Origin of the sequence: Endozoicomonas sp. SESOKO1, from assembly GCF_024606265.1 — a bacterium.
GTDB lineage: Bacteria > Pseudomonadota > Gammaproteobacteria > Pseudomonadales > Endozoicomonadaceae > Endozoicomonas.
In genome coordinates this window covers 1-20318 of record NZ_JAHHPP010000159.1, presented here as the reverse complement: position 1 = coordinate 20318, position 20318 = coordinate 1, and the positions used below count along the sequence as shown (strand labels likewise).

General features: G+C 47.9%; 19 protein-coding genes. 8 read left to right on the top strand and 11 right to left on the bottom strand.

Going from position 1 to position 20318, the window contains the following annotated elements:
* Positions 1–147: 147 nt before the first annotated feature.
* Positions 148–837, top strand: coding sequence for an SDR family oxidoreductase (locus KDK13_RS07695; RefSeq protein ID WP_257284393.1), 690 nt, complete (start codon positions 148–150; stop codon positions 835–837).
* Positions 838–1145: 308 nt separating this feature from the next.
* Positions 1146–1685, top strand: a complete 540-nt coding sequence (locus tag KDK13_RS07690; protein WP_257284392.1) for a chorismate mutase — start codon at positions 1146–1148, stop codon at positions 1683–1685.
* Positions 1686–1688: 3 nt separating this feature from the next.
* Here KDK13_RS07690 and KDK13_RS07685 read toward each other — a convergent pair whose 3' ends face one another.
* On the bottom strand, positions 1689–2084 hold the full coding sequence (locus KDK13_RS07685; protein WP_257284391.1) for a PPC domain-containing DNA-binding protein: 396 nt from the start codon (positions 2082–2084) through the stop codon (positions 1689–1691).
* Between the two features lie 18 nt (positions 2085–2102).
* Entirely contained in the window at positions 2103–2762 is a 660-nt protein-coding gene (locus KDK13_RS07680; protein ID WP_257284390.1) for a 7-cyano-7-deazaguanine/7-aminomethyl-7-deazaguanine transporter, read from the bottom strand.
* Between the two features lie 273 nt (positions 2763–3035).
* Between KDK13_RS07680 and KDK13_RS07675 the strand changes: the two genes are divergently transcribed.
* The gene (locus KDK13_RS07675; protein WP_257284389.1) at positions 3036–5423 is read left to right on the top strand and encodes a penicillin acylase family protein; all 2388 of its coding nucleotides are present in this window, start codon (positions 3036–3038) and stop codon (positions 5421–5423) included.
* A gap of 86 nt (positions 5424–5509) precedes the next feature.
* On the opposite strand, the gene ispG is transcribed toward KDK13_RS07675, so the two are convergent.
* Positions 5510–6745: a flavodoxin-dependent (E)-4-hydroxy-3-methylbut-2-enyl-diphosphate synthase gene (gene ispG / locus KDK13_RS07670; RefSeq protein WP_257284388.1), complete on the bottom strand. Its 1236-nt coding sequence runs from the start codon at positions 6743–6745 to the stop codon at positions 5510–5512.
* 88 nt (positions 6746–6833) lie between these two features.
* Positions 6834–8777, bottom strand: a complete 1944-nt coding sequence (locus tag KDK13_RS19180; RefSeq protein WP_257284387.1) for a transglycosylase SLT domain-containing protein — start codon at positions 8775–8777, stop codon at positions 6834–6836.
* Positions 8778–9117: 340 nt separating this feature from the next.
* Between KDK13_RS19180 and KDK13_RS07660 the strand changes: the two genes are divergently transcribed.
* Complete coding sequence (locus KDK13_RS07660) at positions 9118–9432, top strand: Rieske (2Fe-2S) protein (protein WP_257284386.1); 315 nt, start codon at positions 9118–9120, stop codon at positions 9430–9432.
* A 35-nt stretch (positions 9433–9467) separates the two neighbouring features.
* On the opposite strand, the gene KDK13_RS07655 is transcribed toward KDK13_RS07660, so the two are convergent.
* A complete protein-coding gene (locus tag KDK13_RS07655; RefSeq protein WP_257284385.1) occupies positions 9468–9749 on the bottom strand; it encodes a hypothetical protein in 282 nt (93 codons plus the stop codon).
* A gap of 160 nt (positions 9750–9909) precedes the next feature.
* Between KDK13_RS07655 and KDK13_RS07650 the strand changes: the two genes are divergently transcribed.
* Positions 9910–10845, top strand: coding sequence for an SIS domain-containing protein (locus KDK13_RS07650; protein WP_257284384.1), 936 nt, complete (start codon positions 9910–9912; stop codon positions 10843–10845).
* An 82-nt stretch (positions 10846–10927) separates the two neighbouring features.
* Positions 10928–11380, top strand: coding sequence for an Lrp/AsnC family transcriptional regulator (locus KDK13_RS07645; RefSeq protein WP_257284383.1), 453 nt, complete (start codon positions 10928–10930; stop codon positions 11378–11380).
* A 15-nt stretch (positions 11381–11395) separates the two neighbouring features.
* Here the strand turns inward: KDK13_RS07645 and KDK13_RS07640 are convergent, their stop codons facing one another.
* From KDK13_RS07640 to KDK13_RS07630, 3 genes are all read right to left on the bottom strand, one after another.
* Positions 11396–11788 carry a hypothetical protein gene (locus tag KDK13_RS07640; RefSeq protein WP_257284382.1) on the bottom strand — a complete coding sequence of 131 codons (393 nt, stop codon included), beginning with the start codon at positions 11786–11788 and terminating at the stop codon, positions 11396–11398.
* Between the two features lie 109 nt (positions 11789–11897).
* Complete coding sequence (locus KDK13_RS07635) at positions 11898–12335, bottom strand: hypothetical protein (RefSeq protein ID WP_257284381.1); 438 nt, start codon at positions 12333–12335, stop codon at positions 11898–11900.
* A 237-nt stretch (positions 12336–12572) separates the two neighbouring features.
* The gene (locus KDK13_RS07630) at positions 12573–13298 is read right to left on the bottom strand and encodes an outer membrane protein OmpK (RefSeq protein ID WP_257284380.1); all 726 of its coding nucleotides are present in this window, start codon (positions 13296–13298) and stop codon (positions 12573–12575) included.
* A gap of 209 nt (positions 13299–13507) precedes the next feature.
* Here KDK13_RS07630 and KDK13_RS07625 point away from each other — a divergent pair, with 209 nt between their 5' ends.
* On the top strand, positions 13508–15604 hold the full coding sequence (locus KDK13_RS07625; RefSeq protein WP_257284379.1) for a hypothetical protein: 2097 nt from the start codon (positions 13508–13510) through the stop codon (positions 15602–15604).
* Here the strand turns inward: KDK13_RS07625 and KDK13_RS07620 are convergent.
* Complete coding sequence (locus tag KDK13_RS07620; RefSeq protein ID WP_257284378.1) at positions 15571–18510, bottom strand: hypothetical protein; 2940 nt, start codon at positions 18508–18510, stop codon at positions 15571–15573. The two genes, KDK13_RS07625 and KDK13_RS07620, sit on opposite strands and share 34 nt — an antisense overlap.
* A gap of 105 nt (positions 18511–18615) precedes the next feature.
* Positions 18616–19206 carry a hypothetical protein gene (locus tag KDK13_RS07615; RefSeq protein ID WP_257284377.1) on the bottom strand — a complete coding sequence of 197 codons (591 nt, stop codon included), beginning with the start codon at positions 19204–19206 and terminating at the stop codon, positions 18616–18618.
* A 136-nt stretch (positions 19207–19342) separates the two neighbouring features.
* Between KDK13_RS07615 and KDK13_RS07610 the strand changes: the two genes are divergently transcribed.
* Complete coding sequence (locus tag KDK13_RS07610; RefSeq protein ID WP_257284376.1) at positions 19343–19540, top strand: hypothetical protein; 198 nt, start codon at positions 19343–19345, stop codon at positions 19538–19540.
* Positions 19541–19821: 281 nt separating this feature from the next.
* On the opposite strand, the gene KDK13_RS07605 is transcribed toward KDK13_RS07610, so the two are convergent.
* Positions 19822–20318: hypothetical protein (locus KDK13_RS07605; protein WP_257284375.1), on the bottom strand; the 497-nt coding region annotated here is incomplete at its 5' end.

The following is a 20318-nucleotide window of genomic DNA, read 5'->3' as shown; positions in this document are numbered from 1 at the left end:
CCGATGGTAGTGTGGGGCTTCCCCATGTGAGAGTAGGACATCGCCAGGCACCAAATCTACCTTGAGTTCGCTCAAGGCTGCAAAACCCCGACAGAGCAATCTGTCGGGGTTTTTGTTATCAATTGCTTTTTTCTACAGGTTTTCCCAATGAATACAGTGTTGATTACCGGCGCCAATCGTGGTCTGGGACTCGAGTTTTCTCGTCAATATGCGCAAGCAGGCTGGAAAGTAATTGCCTGTTGTCGCTCTGTGGAGCAGGCGGAAGATTTGAAAAAGTTAGCGGTTACTCATGATGTTGAGCTTCAAAAGTTAGATGTCACTAAGGAGAGTGATATCAATGAGTTGGCAATTGCATTAAATGGTCGTCCAATTGATCATTTAATTCTTAATGCCGGGGTTCTTGGCGAGAAGTGCGCAAACCTGGGTGAAATGACTCAGTCTGGCTGGTTAGAAGTGTTAACCATCAATACGGTTGCTCCTGCGCTGCTGATTCAGGCTCTGCGCGAGAATGTGGCTGCCAGTGAACTAAAAACCATTGCCGGTATTTCCACTCGTGTATCCAGTTTAGACGACAATGGTTCGGGTGGTATGTATAGCTACAGAGCCTCCAAGGTAGCACTTAACCAAATATTGGTGAGTGCAGCCAGGAATCTTGCCGATCAAGGCATAAAAACCATCGCCTTGCATCCCGGTTGGGTTCAGACCGATATGGGCGGTGAAGGTGCTTTGTTTACCGTTGAACAGAGCGTGACCGGTTTAAGAAAGGTTATCGGTGAGTTGACATTAGAAGACTCCGGTTGTTTCCGGGTATTTGATGGCTCATCAGTTGCCTGGTAACGATGAATTATCGTTGTCTCAGGCTCAAATCCTAATGCTTATCACGGGAGTTAGGGCACGATTGGTATTGGTTCTTTACTGGGCCCGCAAATCTGTCCGCTTTGCCAGAAGCTGCTACACTCTTCTGGCTTCTCCTCTGCTGAACATTTCACATTAATAGCGTGCCAATTCACAGGGGCAGGCTTCGTCTTAAGCACTGGCGGTTTTGGCAGATATCTATAGATATTGGGTAAAATATGAGCTGGGTGTCAGTGGCTGAATCAATGGAATGAAACTGGTTCTGAGCTCTTGGAATTGTCGGGGAAGTCATGAAGCTTGCAGTAACCGGGTTGCTCTGTTTGACACTCTCCACCTTGACGGTTGCAGATACAATGTCGAATGGAATCTTTCAGTTAATCAACCAGCGGTTGAACTATATGCAGGATGTGGCCTTTTTCAAGGCCAAAAACCATAGTGCGGTCGAAGACTTTGCCAGAGAAAAGCAGGTGCTCGAGAAGGCATTGGTCGATGCGCAGCAGGCAGGTTTACAACCGGACTCTATTGCAGGTTTCTTTCAGGCACAGATGGATGCTGCCAAGGCCATTCAATATCGCTATATGGCTGACTGGTTATCTGCTCATCCGGAAAATAGTGAATATCGGGATTTAGCTTCTGAGGTCAGGCCAAAGCTTTTGGAGCTTGGTGATGAAATCGTGATTAGAATCAGCGAATACCTGAAAAATGGAGGGTCTTTTGACACTAAACTGCAGAAAGACTTTGTCAGAACAGTGAATACCAGGCATCTATCTGAAAATGACAAGAAGAAAATGTTTAAAAGCCTGCAAATGATACGTCTGATTAAAAACTAGGTCTTATTTGATGACAAGCTCGGTATAGCCAGTGGATGGATCAAAGGCTCTTGAGAAGTTCAGCTGTGGATAACTGTGAATAATTACCTCTGCTGTACTATCAATGATATTCCCCTCCAAAAGGTGTCCTCCAAAAACATGCCCCTTACTATCAGCCACCGCAATGTGGATATGCTGATGGTCTGGTGTCAGTGTTCCCATTATCGAGACGATCTCAAAATAGCCCTCGGCAACTAACGTAGATTCGGCACCCGCAAGACGAAGATTTATCTTGGCCAGACTGCCAACGCAGGAAACCAGCGAACCTGCAGAAATCCGGTGCATATTAACCAGTTCCTGAACAGCTATTTTAAGGTCAGCGCCTTGGGTAAGGCGGTTTGCCAATACGGAAATACTCATTGCTTTATACACAGGTTCTTATGCGGTTGGTTGAGAATTCATTCGAATTGGTACATTCAACTTAGTAACCAGAAGGTTCAGCAATACGCCATACATAGGCAGGAAGAACAGCATGCTGATGGCCAGTTTGTAGCCATAATCCACCAGGGCAATTTCCATCCAGTGTGTCGCCATGAATGGGTCTGATGAACCGGCAAAGGCAAGGCTAAAGAAGCTGAGTGTATCGATCAGATTGCCGACAATCGTCGAACAGGCTGGAGCAACCCACCACAGGGCATTTTGACGCAAGCGGTTGAAAACGGTGATGTCCATGATCTGGCCAATCAGGTATGCCGCAAAGCTGGCAACGGCAATTCTGGCGACAAAAACATTAAAGTTGGCAAGGCTTGCTAATCCCTGGAAGGTTCCATCCACGAACAATACTGACACGAGATAGGAAATCAGTAGCGCCGGGAACATGGCAGAAAAGATGATCTTTCGCGCCAGCTCTGATCCATAAAGCCTGACCGTCAGATCCGTGGCCAGGAAAATAAACGGGAATGTAAATGCTCCCCAGGTGGTATGCATACCCAGGAATTGAAAAGGTATTTGTACCAGATAGTTACTGGCAGTGATGGTAACGATATGAAATATCGATAATAAAAGCAGAATGTTCAGGCTGCGATTACTGTTGCGCATGGCAAGTCCTTTTTAGTTGAGGTGAGGGAACTCAGGCGCAACACCAGTTATTAGTATTTTAACGCCACTACAAATGGGCAGTATTCTATCGGGATTTACACGTTTGAACAAAGCGATAATTTTAATGCTTTTTTGACGGGGACTGCCCCTGTATACCGGGCATTGGTCGGTGACCAGAGTCTTCACAGTATCGGCTTTAGGTTTCAATGGGCAGCCTGGTAAAACTGTGTTATTTTTCCAGCCTCATATAAAAAGAATAATGGAGTGGCATCAATGCTGATCTGGTTTAGGAGAGGCTTTTTTCTTCTTGTATCAATATCCCTTCTGATCATTCTTACGGTTTTTGTTCTTCTTCGTCAGAGTCTGCCAATTCTGGAAGGTGAAGTGAAGGCATCTTCCCTGAAGGCTTCGGTTACGATTGAGCGGGATGCCCGGGGTATTCCCCTGATATCCGGCAGTGATCGTAAGGATGTTGCCTTTGCCATCGGATATCTCCATGCCCAGGAGCGGTTTTTTCAGATGGATCTGAATCGTCGTAACTCGGCGGGAGAGCTGTCTGAACTGGTGGGTGAGCTGGCGCTGGATCATGATAGGCGCCAGAGAAAACATCGTTTCCGCAAGGTTGCCCGGCAGGCGGTCGAGATAATGAACTCTGAGCATCAGGCTCTTCTTCAGGCCTATACCGATGGTGTCAACCAGGGTCAGGAAGATCTTGGACAGAAGCCTTTTGAGTACCTGTTGCTGGGTGTGGAGCCTCAACCCTGGAAAAATGAGGATTCCTATCTCTCGATCTTCAGCATGTACATGGATCTCAATGATGATGAAGTGAAACTGGATAATCTGAAAGGCTTCCTCAGCCGTGTAACGGTACCTGCTGTTATTGATTTTCTTTCACCACTGAAAACCCGCTGGGACTCACCGATGCAGCCTGATGAGCTACAGGATGTGCCAACTCCTGGGGCAGATCTGGTTGATCTTCGCAGTAAAGATGCAGAACTCTATGCCAACCTAGGTGGAACGACGCTGGAAGACCGTCTCATCGGCAGTAACAACTGGGCCGTATCCGGAGAGTTAACGAATCATGGTGGGGCCATCATTCAGGATGATATGCATTTGAGCCATCGCGTGCCCACCATCTGGTATCGAGCCTCCCTGAGTTATCCACACCCGGAACAGCCCCAGGACAGGGTCAGTATTACCGGAGTCTCGTTACCAGGTACACCGTTTATTGTGGTTGGTAGCAACACCCATATTGCCTGGGGCTTTACGAATACGGCAGGTGACTGGGTTGATTTGGTGGCATTGGCTATTAATGATGGCCAGTACATGACCAATGATGGCCCAAGACCGCTCGAACGCTGGACTGAGACTATCAATATCAAAGGTCAGGAGCCTGTCAGTGTTGAGTACTCAGGAACCCACTGGGGACCGGTTGTCGATTCGGTCTACGATGATACTCAGTATGCTCTGCGCTGGACTGCACATCGTCCAGAGGCGACTAATGTAAACCTGGTGTACCTGGAAGTTGCCCGCAATGTAGAGCAGGGAATGGCCATCGCCAATCGCAGCGGAATTCCGCCCCAGAACTTCACGGTGGGTGACCGTGAAGGCAATATTGGCTGGACCGTTGCCGGGCAGATTCCGAACCGTTCAGGTATTGATTCCACTTACCCACTGCCCTGGCAGCAGGCTGATGATAACTGGGATGGCTGGCTTCCTGATGTGCATTATCCCCGCGTATATAACCCGGCGGATAAAAGAGTCTGGACTGCCAATGCCCGTATCGTCAGCGGCGAAGATTACGACAAGATAGGGAATGGCGGTTATGCTCTCGGACCCCGGCAGATACAGATCCGCGATGCGCTGATGGCACTTGAGCATGCTGATGAGCAGGCGTTGCTGGAGATTGCCCTGGATCATCGCGCTATCTACATGAATAACTGGCGGCAGCTGATTCTGGATACGCTCACTGAAGCAGTTATTGAAGGTAACCCTGCCCGGCAGACGTTTTATCATTATGTGCAAAACTGGTCTGGCAAGGCGGCGACCGATGACGTGGGCTACCGTCTGGTCCGTGAGTATAATGATGCGCTTAAACTGAAGATCATGTCATCGCTGGGGCGCTACTTTCTGTCCCTTTCTCCAGAAGCCAGAGATGATGTAGAAGATGGCTTTATGCAGAAGTTGAACCATGAAAGCGAGATGATATGGCGTCTTCTGGATGAGCGGCCAATACACTGGCTGAGTCCTCAGTACGAAAGTTGGGATCAGTTGCTGGTCGAAACCGTGGATCAGGTGGTGAGTGATCTGGGCGGCGAAGATCAGCTGGCCAGTGCCACCTGGGGAGAGAGAAATACAGCTGACATTCGTCACCCATTGAGTGGCGCCATTCCTGTGTTTGGCAAACTGCTGAATATGCCCGCCGTACCTCTTTCAGGTGATATCTGGATGCCCAGGGCCCAACGTTCGGATCAAGGGGTGTCTGAACGGATGGTAGTTTCCCCTGGGCGTGAAGATGAAGCGATATTCCATATGCCGGGTGGGCAGAGTGGTCACCCTCTCTCGCCGTTCTTTACGGCAGGCTATATGGATTGGGTGGAAGGGAAAGCCAGTCCATTCTTACCGGGTGATGCAAAGTATACCCTGACTCTGACGCCTTAAATCTCCGTAAGCTTGTCCTGATAAAGGTCTCATGAATGAAAGACCCATCATCAGGACAGGCTTGACGACAGTCCTGGTAATGATCGTCAGTTGCTGGCGATCAGCTTTTCCCGGGGAGCATAGGTTTTCTGGACATACTCTTCGATCAGTTTTTTATAGTCATCAGCGATATTCTCACCTTTCAATGTGGTGAATTTTTCACCATCAACAAATACTGGAGCCGAAGGTGCCTCACCAGTACCGGGCAGGCTGATACCAATGTTGGCATGTTTACTCTCACCCGGACCATTTACCACGCAGCCCATCACGGCAACTTTCATATTCTCCACACCGATGTACTGGTGGCGCCAGTTCACCATTTTACTGCGCAGGAAACCATCCACTTCATCCGTAAGAACCCGGAAGAACGTGCTGGTGGTGCGACCACAGCCAGGGCAGGCGGTCACTTCCGGTGCAAAGCTGCGAACGTCCAGGGCCTGAAGGATTTGCTGGGATACAATCACCTCTTTATCGCGGGAAGCGCCAGGTTCCGGTGTCAGTGAAGTCCGGATAGTGTTGCCAATACCCTGCTGCAGGAGAATGCCCATGGCGACACTGGACGCCACAATACCCTTGCTGCCCATACCGGCTTCGGTCAATCCGAGATGCAGGGCGTATTGGCAACGGTCTGCCAGCATCTGGTAGACGCTGATCAGGTCCTGCACCCGGGAAACCTTACAGGAGATGACGATTTTGTTAGCTCCCAGGCCACGCTCAACCGCAGCGTCGGCACTGGTCAGGGAAGACAGTACCAATGCTTCATGGAGTATTTCCTGGGAAGGTCTTGGGTTAGCGGATCGGGCATTTTCATCCATCAGCTGGGTAGACAGCTCTTTATCCAGGCTGCCCCAGTTAACGCCGATGCGCACCGGTTTATCGTATTTAATGGCAACGTCAATCATGGCATTAAAGCGGTCATCCTTCTTGTTGCCAAAGCCCACGTTGCCCGGGTTAATCCGGTATTTATGCAGCAGCCTTGCGGTTTCGTCATATTTCGTCAGCAACAGGTGGCCGTTGTAATGGAAGTCCCCGACAATGGGTACATTGCAGTTGTGCCTGGCCAGGCCTTCATAGATTGCCGGAATCGCAGCGGCTGCTTCCTCAGTATTCACCGTTACGCGAACAATTTCGGAACCAGCTTCTGCCAGCAGGCGGATCTGGTCAATGGTTTTCTGGACATCCGCAGTATCGGTGTCCGTCATTGACTGAACCACGACGGGAGCGTCTCCGCCAATGGTGACGTGTCCAACCTGAACAGCATGGGTTTTATGACGCCTGTCCATAAACGTTGTTCTCCAAGTAATAAGAATCCGAACCAATCAGTCTATCAGAACCTGATGATTTTTCCTGAGCGAAAACCGAAGAATTCTATCATGGTTTCCCCTGGTCTCTCTGGGCAATGACCGTGGACTCCCGCAGGTTAAGACTGAGAGAGGCCATCTCCTGAGATGAAAGCATACGCGCAGGCTGGTTTTCCAGCAGACTGTAAATCACCCGATAAGCCATGACATTCTGGACGTATTTGCGGGTTTCATCATAAGGAATGGTCTCAATCCAGATATCCAGTGGCAGATGGCCTCTTTGTTTCAGCCAGCGTTTTACCGGAGTACTCCCGGCATTATAGGCCGCCGTTGCCAGAATTCGACTGTCTTCAAACCGCCTGGACAACCAGGCCAGATGGGTGGTTCCAAGGGCAATATTGATTTCCGGTTTAAACAGTTCAGACTGCTTCCGGTAGGGGATTCCTGCCTGTTTGGCCGCCTGTTTCGCGGTTGCCGGCATCAACTGCATTAACCCCATGGCGCCGGCGCTGGAGCGTGCCATGGGGTGGAAGGCGCTTTCCTGACGGGCAATGGCCAGGACCCATGGATAATCCAGCTCACGCTTTTCGGCCTGCTCACTGAAAATCCCGGCATCCGGTGTCGGGAAGCGGAGGTTAAGATCGTCCCATAGTGTGGCGCGGGCTGCTGCCATAATCGCCTGATGATGCCATTCCCATTGATGGGCGAGATAGGGAATTAACTGCTTCTGGGTGTTGTCCAGGCTGGGGGTTATCCGGTTAATCTCCATTTGGGCGTTATAAAAGCGCTTATGGTGAATCCATTCACGGATGCGTTTAAAGCCCGGGTAATAGTGTTTGAGCTTCTGCAGATCCTGCTGGCGAAAAGCTTTTTGCCGGTGGTTCAGTTGAAAGGGTTGTCCTTTCAGGTCGGCCACCAAAAAAGCGTAAAAGTTCCGTTCCTGGCCAAGCGCTCTGAGCGTTGGTGTTTTCAGCAGGGTAGGCTTGCCCGGGAAAGGCATCCCTGCCATCTGATAGCTTTCTTCCTGAAACTTGAGGAGGGCGACTTCATTCCAATAGCGCCAGCGGCTGTTGATTCTGATCGATTCTGGCAGATGCTCTATCAGTATCAGAACGCTTTCCCAATCTTGGTCTGCCAGTGCCAGTCTGATTCGCCACTCAGTCACCTTGTGGTAATGGAAGTCGGGATCAATGCTGGCAATGATTTCGTCGGCATTGTCAACAAAGTTCTTGGCCGCTTTCATCGCAATCCTCTGGTCAACAACGGTGCGCTGCTCCGGGGAAAACGGGTGACGGTCACGCATTGCCAGCCAGGTACTCACGGCAAGATCCAGGTCTTTGGAGATCAGCTTCTTGATACCATGAATCATAATAATCCGCTGATGTTCCAGATCACCGTTGAAGCGGGCGGTATGAAGCAGTTCGGGATTTTTGTCCACCTCCCAGAACAGCTCTGTTGATACCCTGAACGATGTATCTTTAATGGACGTATTCAGATAGCGTGCGAGAGAGAGGTTGTTTTGCTCTGCAGCCATCCAGAAACGGGCAAGAATCAGGCTTTGGGTGAGTTCTCCCGATGCTCTCCAGCTGTTGAATAAAGGATCGCAGGCCTGGTGTTGTGACTCACCTTTCAGCCAGAGGCTTTTTGCCTCCTGCCAGGCTTGTTCTGCATATCCCAGTCTTAGCAGGGCTATGCCTTTCAGGCACTGATAGCGGCCACCATCATCCTGCTCATAGGCATACAGATAGCCCTGCCAGCTGTTTTTACTGGCCAGGTAACGCAGCCATCGCTGCTGAAGCTGTCCGGTTTGAGGCAAGTCAGGGTATTTGCTGGCAAACTCGTCGATATCGCTCTGGCTTATCCGGTTGAGATACTCTGCAAGGCTGAGATACTCAAGGTAGGGTGCCAGAGGGTAATCACGGAGTTCGGACCGATAATTCTCATAAAGCTGATAGTTGCCGGTCTTCAGCGCTTTTTCAACATGCCTGAAGAGCATCCGCTGGCGATCTGACACGTTACCCAGGCTGTATTGCGGTAGCAGAAATGATATGGCCAATGAAAAAAAGAGTAAGCAGTGAGAGAATTTGTTCAACATGACAAAAGCTTCAATCTCTGGGATCCCTGTTAGTGAAGGCGTAAAATCCAGTCCTGGTTACAGTTGGTGTAATCAACGCTCTTAAATATCTTATACATTTTATACATTGCTATATTTTGCCAGCTTATAACAGTCAATCGGCAGATTGATACCGGTGAATAGCCTTGGGAGTTGTAAAACATCGCTGCTTCCCGGTCTGCGCCATAAGGGAAGGTTTTCCAGCAGGATGTGATGTTTCCCATGATTTCAAGGGGCAGTAATGATTCGTTTATGTTCTATCGATGAGCTTCAGGATCCCGGCAGTAAAGGTTTCCGCAATGAGCGCGGACATGTTTTTGCAGTACGTAAAGGCGATCAGGTATACGTCTACGAAAATAGTTGCCCGCATTTTGGCATTAACCTTGAGTGGCAGCCGGATCAGTTTCTGGATTCTGAAAAGCGGCTGATTCAGTGTGCCACCCACGGTGCCCTGTTTCTGATTGAGACGGGGGAGTGCATAGCAGGACCCTGCCCGGGAGACCGGCTGACGGCCCTGGAGTGCGAAGTCATTGAGGGCGTTGTCTACCTGAAATAAAACCCGTGACATCGTCAATGGTTTCTGAAAAACAGTTACGTGAAATCACGCCGTGGATCACCCCAGGGGAGCTGGAGAGAGTAAGCAAGAATGCTGGCATTCGTTGCCAGTGCAATCAGGGTTCTGGCGGATACGTTTCTGCCTTCCACGATGCATTGCAACAGACTGAAACTGGTGCCTACGACGCCGGAAAGAACGATAACATTACGGTCTCGCCACTTGGCCCGACTGGCAGGAGAGTGATTTCTGCAATTGAGATCGACGACAGCCGCCAGACCAAGCCCCGCCAAAGCTGATGCCACAATATTCATATTCATATTTATGGTGTCTCCAGTTGTTGTTAATAACGCCTGATCGGACATTTGAACAGAGTAAAAGATTCCTAAGCCCAAATGTTTTATGCATCAATGCTCTTGATCAATTATCTATCAACATCTCTGTGTCAAACTCATGGGAAATGATCAGAAGAGATGGACTATGAATTTAGACCAAAACCAACTGGTTTCTGACGTCATGCGTAACAGTGTGGCCGGACAGATTGAAGCACTCAAGTCACTGGAAGCCAGAATCAATGGCAGTTTCAGTGCTGCCCTGGAGCTGTTGGCCGAATGCCGTGGGCGTGCCATCATGTTCGGTATGCAGCAGTCTGGCCTGGTGGGGCAGAAAATCGCGGCAACACTGTATGCCACAGGCTTGTCCACGCACATACTGAATGCCGCTGAAACCTGGGAAGACAATCTGAGCATGATTGGTCCCGGCGACGTTATTATCATGCTTTCCTACAGTGGCCGGACTGAGGAGCTGCTGCGCCTCTATCCTGTAATTCGGCAAATGGGTAACAAGGTGATTGCCATTACCGGTGATCCGGCGGGGCCGGTTGCTGACCAGGCAGACATAGTGCTGGATGCCAGTGTCGTTGAGAGTCGTGAAGACAGAGAGCAGGCACCCACAACCTATACCACAGTCCTGTTGGCCATTGGCGACCTGTTGGCTGAAACCCTGATTCGCCGACGGCTGTTCAGTTCCCCCGAAGCGCAGCAAAGTGACCAGAAAATGGTGTGGGTCCGCGATGTGGTCCACCGTGGTGACCTTGCGTTGGTAACACCCGACTGTAGTATCAGACAGGTCATGCAGACCATGACCAGCCATCAAACCAACCTCTGTCTGGTGATGGAAGGGGACTTACTGTGTGGCATCATTAGCGATGGTGACCTGCGCCGCAACCTGTCCGGTGCAGAGAGTCTGCAGGGCATCAGGGCAAGAAATATAATGAATGGTACACCGATCTGTGTTCAGGAAAACATCAGTGCGGAAGAAGCCCGGCTCTTAATGGAAGAGCAGGGCATTCATACGCTGGTGGTGAAAGATCGTGATCAGAATGTGGTTGGTATTCTGAGCATTGACAGCGTTTAAAACAGGCTCCCAGGGCCTGTTCGTACCTGTCTTGCAGTTCGATCAGTATCCCGTTCTCTTGTTCAATGACGAAGCTGGCTTAATGGATAAAATTGACCGAAACATACTCCGGGAGTTGCAGGAGGATACCACTCCCTCGTTGGCTGAGCTGGCTGAGAAAGTCAGCTTGTCACCCACTCCCTGCTGGAAGCGCATCAAGCGTCTGGAGGCTGAAGGCTATATCACCCGGCGTGTCGCCCTGGTAAATCCTGACAAGGTCGGGCTGGGGGTTTCTGTTTTTGTCCATATTAAAACCCGTCATCACAACAGCGAATGGCTGGCGTCTTTTGGCAAGGTGGTGGCCAGCTATCCGGAAATTGCTGAGTGCTATCGAATGAGTGGTGAGTATGATTATTTGCTCAGGGTTGTGGTGAAAGATATTCAGTCATTTGATCGTTTCTATAAGACGCTGGTCAACTCGGTAGAAGGGTTGACCGACGTTACCTCCAGCTTTGCCATGGAACAGATGAAGTACACGACGGCACTTCCGTTGTGACAATTACTGAAACCATCAGAATCTACAGGCATTCACCGAGACGAGTTTGCCAATGGATAAGACAGCATCGTCGTAACTCAGATTTGATTCATAAATCATGTTATCCAGTTGAACGCGGTAATGACCATTGTTCTGCTTGAACAGACGGCAGTGTGGCAGCCTTAAGTCACTGGCAACGTTGATTTTCAGGTTGTAGTAGCCTTGACCGAAAAGCTCAACGAGGCTGACGCATTTGTTGTCTCCGGGTTTGAGCTGGAGAGTATACGTGGAATAGGCCGTTGCTTCTTCATAGCTGGGCGGTAAATCATTGTTGAACGCTGGCGACAGAGGTTCAAAAGCCTTCAATGGCAGTACAATGGTAAAAAGAATCAGGGAGAAGAGCCTGAAAAGTGAGCGGTAGTGTTTCATGGAATCAGTCCTTGTAATTTATTTGATTATTTAAAGTTCAATGTATTTCATTAACTTCAGACTGATAGATTGGATAATAGTTCAATTATAAACGCCGTGGCCATAGACATCAGAATGTACACGCATTTACCGACAAGAGTTTGCCTATGAGTAACGTGGCATCATCGTAACTGAGATTGGACTGATAAATGGTATTGTCCAGTAATACCCGATAATGATCACCAGAGTCATGCTGCCTTAACAGGCGGCAATGAGGAATTCGTTCAGGTTTATAGTCATTGAAAACCGGGTACGGTGTGGTTGGCCTTGTTCTAGTGCCCCTGGGGCTGTTACCGGAAACCTTGATTCTGACTGACGTATAACCCTCGCTGGAAAGGCGAAAGAACTCACTCATGTTGAACTCCTTGTCATCACCGGGTTTTAGATGAATCGTATAGGTGGTTGCCTCTTCATAGCTTGGCGGCATATCGAAATAGGAGAAGGCTATTGAGAACGGTGCAATTGAACACAGTAATGGCAGTGGGATAAAATTCAGCAAACGTTTCATGGGTATTCGACCATTCATTACAGGTGATTGAACTGGCGGCCATTACCACAGCTGGAAAGAGAAGTCCGTGCTGCTTTTCCGGATTCATTCATGGCATTAATTTTTTTACTGCTGTGGTAGGAACACTGTATTGAAAAGTAGTCGATCAGAAGGGGATTTTTTATTTATTCAGGTAAAAATTTGACCGACTGTCAGTTCGTCTGTGCGACGAACTGACAGAAGAGAAATCTATGCCAATCAGAGATTGTATTTCAGGGTGTAAACAATACCGTCCTGATAAGTGTTGGAATCCAGCTTGTCTTCGGCATAACGGTACTGAAGGCCCAGGGTTATTTTTTCATTGGCGTTCCACCACAGGGCGGCGGCGCCGTTGAAGCCACTTTTACCGCCCACATACTGGCTTTCACGGTCAAACTCGTATTCATGCCAGTTGGTAAACATGAAGTTTTGCTCCAGCAGATTAAAACCATAACCGAGTACCCAACCGGCTACGTAACCATTAAATCCACTGATATCGTTGTTTTCCGTATTGTTGACAGCCAGGAAGGGTTTCCAGAACAAGTTGGCATTTTGATAGTTAAAGCCGACACCCAGCAGACGATTCTGTTCGTAGAATCCTGCACCATTCAAGTCATAAATATGACCATAAAGGTTCAGGCCGCTGTAACCCAGGTTATAACGGATAGTACCTTTCATGGCCGTAGTACGGCCTTCATCATTACTTTTATGAGGGTTTTCCAGGTCAAAAAAGCCGTAAACTTCACCCCAGTCGAAGCCAGCACCACCTTCAATTTCAAGGAAGGTAAAGTCTTTTTTACCGGAACGTTCTTCAGTCTTGTCGGTCCAGTCCAGGCGGCTGATGCTGACATTACCAAAACCGTACTGATAATCAGCGCTGGCGGTCATTGAGAAACCCGCAGCAATAACCGCTGCAGCAAGAGTGGATTTACGCAGGAAGCCCATGAAATAACTCTTTATAGACAATATTGTTACAAACAAAGTTGGCCGATTGTACAGACGACATGCTTATTGAACAATGTGTGATAAAAAGATTTTTTAAAGGTAAAAAAGGGTCTGGGAATGGTCGATTGTTAGTCATACTTTCCGCCCTGTCAGGGCAGCTGTGACAGGGAAAGGCTATATTAGGTCACCTTTTTTGATTGGATGTAGCTGTGGATTCTTCATTGTCTGTCACTATCCTGACCAACCCATCGATGGAAGGGGATGGAACGCCGCCCCCTGATTCTCCAGTTCATGGAGCCATCAGAGCCGTCGCTGCCAACGAGAACCTATCCGGTTGTGATAACGAACCGCAGAAAAATATTGGTCACACCCTGTTGGGTAAGAGGAAGGTTGTTACGGCCCCCTGCAGCCTGTCCGGGAAGCTGGGAGCCATTCCGGTTATCCGCGTAGGGCTTGCTGAGGCTCCTGGCCAGGGAGACCATACTGCCGCGTTCAGTATTATCGAAGGGCTGGCTCGCCTTGGTTTTCAAGGCAGGGTTGAGCTGATTCTTAAATTTAATGCTGAAGATGAATGGGTACGGATGAAGGATAAGCTCCGGTTATTCCTGCAAGAATTTAACCCCGGGAATGATGGCGTACAGGCTCTGCATTATTCTGGCCTGGTGTGTGAGTGCATTCCTTTTAAACTGTTGGCGGATCATTGCCGCATTAACCAAAGACCGTTGGAACAGCCGCTTGGTTTCTGGGCCATGAACGGTAATCGCTCATGGTTGCTGTCGACAGTTGCGATTATTATTCCGCCCTTCAAATGGACCAATACAACGCCCAGAATCGAGCGCTGCAATGGCCTGCATCAGAATCTGGACCTCCCGGCACTGGCAAACTATCAGACCACCTCTATACCTGAAAAACCGGATATCCCACAGCTGATGAAGGGCGACTCAATGGCCGCCAGTTTGATCAACGTCTTGAGAGAGACGGAAGCAGGCCGTATTCATTTGCTGCCGGTTTATGGTATTCACCATCAGTCGCTTGAGCCTGCCCATGAGGTAATTATCAAAAGACTGCTTTCAGCGGCCGTTAAAAGCCATACATCAGAATCCGAGAAAACGGTTGTTTTGATTTTGAGTCCACTGGAAAGCCTTGCACGGCTCCGGGTGTTACAAACGTCGTTGCAGGTGCCCTTTTATGATTTGCACAAAACCGCCTGGACCAGACCGGCGAACGGACCCGTTGAGCTTCTCTATTGTGGCCCGCTGCCCAAACCATTATTTGAATGGATCAGCTGTGTAGATCGACCCCTGATTCAGGAAGGGGCGAATAGCGCTACGTTTATGAATCTGCTGGGAAAGGCTTATCTCCCTTTGCGGCCTGATGGCGATACCCCGCTTCCTGAGCTGCCTGGTTCGCCTCCCGCCAAAAAGAAGTCGGTTGCCAATGTTGAACGGTCAAGGATTGAGCTGCTTGGCAGAAGCCTTACCCAGGATTTGCAGGCATACAACTACTATTCAGTGGCCCTGGACCTGTGTAAAAAGCTGAGACCATTGTTATCTCCAATGGCAACCAGTGACCTGGTGTACAGGTTTGCAGGAATGGTTGGCGTGAACCATTTTGACGAAACAGAATTTCGTCCATGTCTCCTGGAATCGATCACTTATAGCTGTGGGTTGTTGAGTGAAGGGCAGCAGGAATGGCTGACATGCCTTTCCCTGGCCAATAGCTTCTTGCCAGAAGCGATTCCTGAAGCCCTTAAAGTAAAACTGGTAAAGGATGGCAAAGGGTTACGAAGCAACGGCGTGAATTTAGAAAAACTGGTTGCTTATCGCACTGCAGGTTTACATTTGTCCAGCTTACGGTTGCAACTTCCAGCTCTGTCTTTCAGGCGCTTTGAAGCTTTCAGGGCAGACACTGTAGCCTGTCCTGTGAGTACTGAAGATACTGCGCGGGATATAGATGTGAATGAGTTGGTTGGTGATATCTGTGATAATTTCTCACTATTGGTTCCCGCGTTATTTTTGATCCTTAGGGAGGGTTTTTCGGATAATAGCCTGCTGGATAAAATTATTGGGCAATTGTTCTACGGGAACATGGCTCATGACACAGAGATAAAATCCCTGCTTGAGCCTGAGGAAAACAATGATGATGACCTGGCTCTGTTTTTGCGTGGCGGGTTTGGCGGTGCTTTCTTCAGGCAGGTGCGTGAACGGATGATGGAATCGAAAAATAATGCCATTTACTGTGGCTTAAGCCAGTTATCCAGACAAGACTGGGATCAGATATTACCCGGGAATGCTCCAGGATCCTGAACGTACACCGCAGCGGGGAGCGCCCGGAACAAACCGTTGTATTCCTTATACAAACCGCCATGTTTTTGTGAGCAATGATCCATTGCCGTCGTGCCTTGTTTGTCTTTGATGTTCACCAATTCATAAAATGTTTCAAGGCCAAGTTCCTTGATTAACAAGCCGCCGACGTCCTCATTGGTCTCGCTACAGGAAAAGAATTTATGCAAAGGGGTACAACCGTTGTGGTCTTTAAGCTGGAGTAACCCAACCAGTGGAATACCATCGGTATCTGGTTGACAGAGTCGCTTCAGAATATGCTCTTGTACCATTGGCGAAATATCCTCAGTTCTCTTAGATTTTTTTTTGGCGGTTGCCAGGAGTGCATGTAAAGGAGTTGAGCCATCGTCTTCCAGATGCCCCTGCAAAAACGGGGTTAAGCCATAGGTTTTATCCAGCCAGTCCAGTGTCTCAATGAGACCGTTCAGTTTTATATCGGTAAAGTCAGTAAAGCGGTTTTCAAACAGAGTATGCAATATATTTCCACCGCTTGCTGGATTTATCTGTTCAAGAAAGGCCCTGCCCGAATCCCCCAGAGTATCAACGGTGGTTGCAAGGATATCCTTGTAACCGAGCAGGTGTAGGGTATTGGAGCTTTTTTCTTGTAAAGAGTCTTGTAAAGAGTGCTGTAAAGATAAAAAGAATGCCTTTATTTGCTCCTCACTCATCATGCTCATCATCCCCTGAAATATCTGAATATTCAGGCTTGCTTCCATTTTTATGAGATTCCTGTTATTGAAACCAGGCAGGAAGTACAGTGGATTGTTTATTTCGCAATAAGCTACGGCAAATCGTTTCATGGCTGTGATGAGTGGACATTGTTTGCCTTGTTGCAGACTTGTGGCCCATGTAACAAAATTGTCTTTATGGCCTACTTTCTTCTGTACGGTAAGCAACTGAGGGAGGCTTGCCATTAAAGGGTCTTCGAGGCTTTTTATCAGACGTTCTTCATTATAGAGAGTATGTTCAAGTGCATAGACAACAGATGTTGTGCATCGGGATGGGGTTTGTCCGCTGAAAAAATCTTCGGTAATCGTCTTGCCATTCCGGCAGTGATCCAACAAATAATATTTATGATTTTTTTCCAATAGATGGTGTTTGATTTGTGGGTCACTCAATTGTTTCGAGTAATTGTCAGCATCAGTAAAAAGTCCGGCTGCCATGGCACGGTTAAACAATTCAATAGCCAGTAAATCACGCTCAATCGGGTTGTTGGTTTTCTTAAGCCTTTTTTTTAAATAGTGCCACTGTGCCTCATTATCAAACATTTGCTGCAACAGGTTTGTCTCGTTTTCAGTTTTATAAAGTAGCAGTTTGGTTTGCAATACAGGATCAGCAATCTGCTCCAGGAGGAATTTTGCCAGAGGTATGTTTTTCCTGTTCATGGCATAGATAATCGGAGTTTGTCGTTGTTGCCGGAGGGTAACCAGGTGGCCAAATGCAATGGTATAGTTTCTGTCCCGCAAGCCGCACAAAGATTGGAGTAAGTCTGAAAAGCACATGGTCATGTACTTAGGGTCAGGACAGTTGGGAGCCTGTTCCCAAATACGTCGATCTCCGGCAATTAATAACGCCCGATGGTTATCCTCCATATCACGCAGCAGTTTTTTTATTATGTCAATATCAACAGGGTGATGAAGCCATTGTTGAAATAAGGAATGGCCTACCGACGTGCAAACAGACAGTACCTTATAGCGCAATAATGGATCATGGATTGACATGCACAGGTCGGTAACTCTGTACGTTTCATTACATGCAAGGCATTTCTGTACCAGAGAATTGCCCTCTTTGGCTTTTGCTGTACAAAGTTCAGCTTTTTGTTCATCATCAAGTGATTCAGTCAATACTATTGCCATATCAATATCACGGCTTTTTGTGCAGGCCCACAACAGGGCAGATTTATTGGATTTTCCGGTAAAAGCAACAGCGTCAAAGCGATCTTGCTTATTCAGGGTATTCAGCAAATGTCTAATACGGTGACGGTGTTCATAAATGCTTAGGAGACAATCGGATAATCTGGACTGTTCATCATTGCACATGAACTGCAGCAGGGTTTGATCAATATCAGGCCCGCCCTTCAGAAGCTTTACTGCCAATTCCCTGTCTTGCCTGATGACGGTATCAAACAGATAGTTACTGTCGCTATAAAGACAGGCGCACGCCAGCGGAGGAGCCTGATGATTGAACGGTCGAGTAACCATCTCCAGGAGAGTTTGCCGATCTGTTTTTTGTTCCAGTTGGCTGAATAATGGTTCATCCATTAAACGGCAGGCATAATATAATAATGTCCGTTTGTCACCGATGGGTTCTGAGAGTGCAATCCGGAGTTGTTCCGGGGTTAAGCGGTCAAATAAAACCCGGAAAAAAATCTTGCCTGCCTCCCTGGATATGCTGGCCAAATTAAACAGTGAGCCAGGAATTTGAAGATTATCCAGAAATTTACCGGAAGGGGAAATAATAGGCAGGCTTTTAATCTGAACATCACTAAGGTCATTTACCCGGGCCTCAACCTCCAAATGATTTTCTTCTGCCAGGGATCGATAGATACACTCGAATTGAGTGCACCACGGATTCATTTTAATGGGGTTGTTGGCTTTTGAGTAGAAAAAATATTCTGGACTGGTGACTGATCTGTCATTGATTCTCTCTTCAGGGCTATATGTTTCAACAGGGCTTAATATTTGCCGATTATGTGTGGGCAAGCTATCCGAGGTTAATAACTTCAGCTGCCTTTTTAAGCCCCTGGACGTATAAAACGTTGATGAAGTCGGATCATCTTTTGGCTCAGTATTTGGACCGGCTTTTGAGTCGGCTTTTGAACCGGCTTTTGAATCGAGAGTAGGCTTACTTGTGTTTAATCGGGTATCCATACAACAACTTCTCTTTGACTGTTATATGCGGTATCTAATAAACCAATGAGTTGAGAACTGTAATCGTGAATGGTTCAATGATGTGAAAAAATAATGCATCTGAACTCAAATACCCACAGGCTGTTTCAATGTTGACTGCACAGGAACTGCACAGCCACCTTGAACAGCTGAATTTTTGTAACACTTCCTTTTGTACTCTCTGTTCTTCTTCCTTGTACGCTCGGCATAATCGGGGTCATTCCGGTAACGCTCCTTTTGGCGCTCCCTTTCGCGCTGGGCGTAATCGGGATCCCGTCGGCGCTTCCTTTGGCGCTCCCTCAGGCGCTCGGCGTAATCGGGATCATTCTGGTAACGCTCCTTTCGGCGCTCCCTTTGGCGCTTCAATCGGCGCTCCCTGTGGCGCTCTTTGAAATTGGGATCTTTGCCAATCTCTCTCATGCGTTTCCTTTTGCGCTCGGCGTAATCGGGATTATTCTGGTAGCGCTCCCTAAAGTGTGCCTTTTGGCGCTCTGCAACATCAGGATTATTCTGATAGCGCTTTCTCATGCGCTCCCTGCTGAGTTTTCTTTTGCGCTCCCTTTTGCGCTCAATTATTGAAGCTTTATCATCAACATTATCATCAATAATGTATTTTGCCCGGGTCGTTTGATTCTCACTTGCAGTCTGATTCAGGTTTAGCGGGTTAATTACAGTCAATGGTCGTAAATCTTGTGGGCCAGGGAGTGCGTCAGGAAGATCAGTTAATGGACAATCTGGATTCGAATGGCTCTCTGGTGTTGGCTCCCTGACTTCAGGCTCACTCCTTGATAAACATATCTGTGGAACAAAAGGAATGTCCGGTATTGATGGTGATGCATCATTAACAGATTCATTATCAGAATTCTCAAGTATATATTCACTAACTGACAGTGGTATGTCAGGAATATCAGTTTCAAAAAATCCTGCTGTCTCTGAAAGAGTTAGAGATTCAATATCATATTTATTCAATGAATTAAATGATTCAGGGTTGTTTTTGGTTATATCTGATTGATTATGGTAACCCGGAAAAGAAGTATCCAGCATCTGAACCGACATTCCCTGATATATCGAGGTTTGTAAGCTGGTATCAAATTGAAGCGTTTGTTCTATTAAATCCAATGAGCCGGAATACAGATCGGTAAAGGTATGATCACATTGAGTTGGGCTACTGAAGGAATCCATAAAATTACTGAATTGTTGAATTACCGCTTAAGACTACTCTTTATTATAAAAAGTTCCTCCGCAACAAAAACCATTCAGATATTCAGGAATATAGCTATGATACCAATTCCGCTAAACATGAGCTGCACAGCCATTCTGACCGGCTGGATCCTTGCGTGGTTCTCTCTTGCAATTCCTTTTACGCTTGGCGAAATCGGGATCATTCTGGTAGCACTTCCTTTGGTACTCCCTTTGGTATACTCTCCGTTTCTCGGCGAAATCGGGATCATTCTGGTAGCGCTCCCTTTGGTACTTCCTGTGGTATGCTCTCCGTTTTCTGGCGAAATCGGGATCATTCTGGCGGCACCGCCTGTCGCTTAACTTTCGGTGTTTGGCGAACACGGGATCGTTCTGGTAGTGCTCCCTGTAGCGCTGCCTTTGATGCTTCACATAAGTGGGATTTTTGCGAAGCTCCCTCATGTACTTCCTATGCCGTTTCCTTTTGAGTTCTAAATCAGGGCCTTTGCAAAGATCTCTTTTGCTATTCATCATTGAGGCATTATCATCGACAATACCTTTTGCCCGGGGCGTTTGATTATCGCTTGCAGGTTGGTTCAGGTTTAGTGGTT